The following is a 1,901-nucleotide window of genomic DNA, read 5'->3' as shown; positions in this document are numbered from 1 at the left end:
GCCGGTTCATTTCGTAGCTGACTCGGACACGGTCCGCGACGTCGTCGCACGTGGGCATACCGAAGTTCCAGGAGGCCCTCGCCGCCCGGGCACGCGGCAACAGCGCGGTGTCGGTGTGCAGGAGGGTGGCGTTGCGGGAGTAGCGGAAGGCGCCGAGCACCTCTCGTTCGCGCTCGGTGGGGTCGGCCAGCAGCCTCAGGGCCTGGTCGGGATGGACCGCGATCACCACGGAGTCGTACGACGCGGTGGTGCCGTCCGCCGTGGTGACGTCCACGGTGTCGAAGTGCCGTCGCACGGCCCGGACGGGGGCGGAGGTGTGCACGGAGTCAAGCTGTTTGGCCACCCGGTCGACATAGGAGCGGGAGCCCCCGCTGACCGTGCGCCAGACCGGGGAGTCGCTCACCGAGAGCAGGCCGTGGTGCTCCAGGAAGCGGAACAGATAGGCGGCCGGGTAGCGGCCGGCCGTGACGGGGTCGCAGGACCAGACCGCCGATACCAGCGGGGTCGCGAAGTGCTGTACGAAGTACGGCGAAAAGCGCTCCCGGGTCAGGAACTCGCCCAGCGTCAGGCTCTCTTCGCCGCCCGCGGAGAGAAGTCGCCGGGCCGCGCGGTGGAAGGCCGGCACTTCGGTGAGCATCCGGAGGTAGGAGCCGCGCAGGGCGCTTCGCGGGCGGGCGAACAGGCCTGCCGGACCGCGCGCACCCGCGTACTCGAGGCCGCAGCCCTCGCAGCGCACCGACATGCTCATCTCCGACTCCTGGGTGGCGACGCCGAGTTCGTCGAACAGCCGCAGGAGGTTCGGGTAGGTACGGCGGTTGTGCACGATGAAGCCGGAGTCGACGCGGTGCACCCTGCCGTCGGAGGAGGCGAGATCGTGGGTGTGCGCGTGGCCGCCGAGCCGGTCGTCCGCCTCGTACAGGACCACCTGGCGTGCGCGGCCCAGCACGTGGGCGGCGGTGAGTCCTGCCACGCCCCCGCCGATGACGGCCGTCCGCCGCCCCGGAACGCGCTCTCCGCGCTGTCCACGCCGTCCGTCGTATCCGCGGTCCGCGATCTCCTCGTCCGTGTCCGAGGCGTCCCCTGACGCTTGCCGCACCATGTCTCCTCCCACCCGGCTCACCTGTTTCGGCTTCAGAGCTCTCGGCCCTATTCCGAAGCTGCGGCGGTGATGGATTGGCCGGAACGGGCTCTTCCTCCGATCGGGTGAGAAGCCGGTGCGCGCGAGGGCGACATGCCTGGTCGGCGGGGAGAGGGAGAACATGAGACCGTCGTACGGAGCGTTGCTATGTCGCTACCGTTCGCCATGTCCGGGGGGCGCGCCGACGGGAGGCACCCGGCTCGGCACGCGGACCTTGCGGGGCGGCGGGACATGTCTCGGGCCCCCGGGTCGACACATCGCGACCGGCCCACGGATCGTCGAGGCGTCCGGGGTCCACGGATCGTCGAGGCGCATCGGATCCCCGGATCGTCGAGGCGCATCGGATCCCCGGATCGTCGAGGCGCATCGGATCCCCGGATCGATGGAGCAGGACCGGCCCGCGGCTCGGCGGGACTGGGCCGGTCCGTCATCCGCCCCCGGGCCGCGGCCGCTTGAAGCCGAGCAGTGTGCGGTAGCGCTCGCGCGCCGCGAACTCCCGCAGAGTCCAGATCACCGGCCGCCCCACCTCGGCACAGAGATGAAGGACCCGGTCCTCCCCCACGACGACCCCGACATGGGCGCCCCACGCCTGGTCCCCGTGATGGAAGAGAGCCAGATCCAGCGGCCGGGACTGCCGTACCCGCTCGGTGAGTACGGTGTCGTCCCACAGATCGCTCGAGCGCCAGGCGGGCAGGCGCGGGCCGAAGTGGCGCAGCACCTCGTAGGCGAAGTACTGGCAGTTGGCGCCGTCCGCGAGGCCCGG

Annotated in this window: 2 protein-coding genes; both read right to left on the bottom strand. The window is 71.4% G+C overall.

Translation table 11 applies throughout. The annotated features are described in order from the left end of the window. A partial coding sequence (locus ABZV34_RS38980) for an FAD-dependent oxidoreductase (protein WP_356287881.1) occupies positions 1-1,099 on the bottom strand: 1,099 nt, incomplete at its 3' end. A gap of 466 nt (positions 1,100-1,565) precedes the next feature. Beyond that, on the bottom strand, positions 1,566-1,901 hold a 336-nt coding region (locus ABZV34_RS38975), incomplete at its 5' end, for a hydrolase (protein ID WP_356287878.1).

The organism is Streptomyces sp. NPDC005195, assembly GCF_040608315.1.
GTDB classification, from domain to species: domain Bacteria; phylum Actinomycetota; class Actinomycetes; order Streptomycetales; family Streptomycetaceae; genus Streptomyces; species Streptomyces kaempferi.
This window is presented reverse-complemented; position numbering and strand designations above follow the sequence as displayed.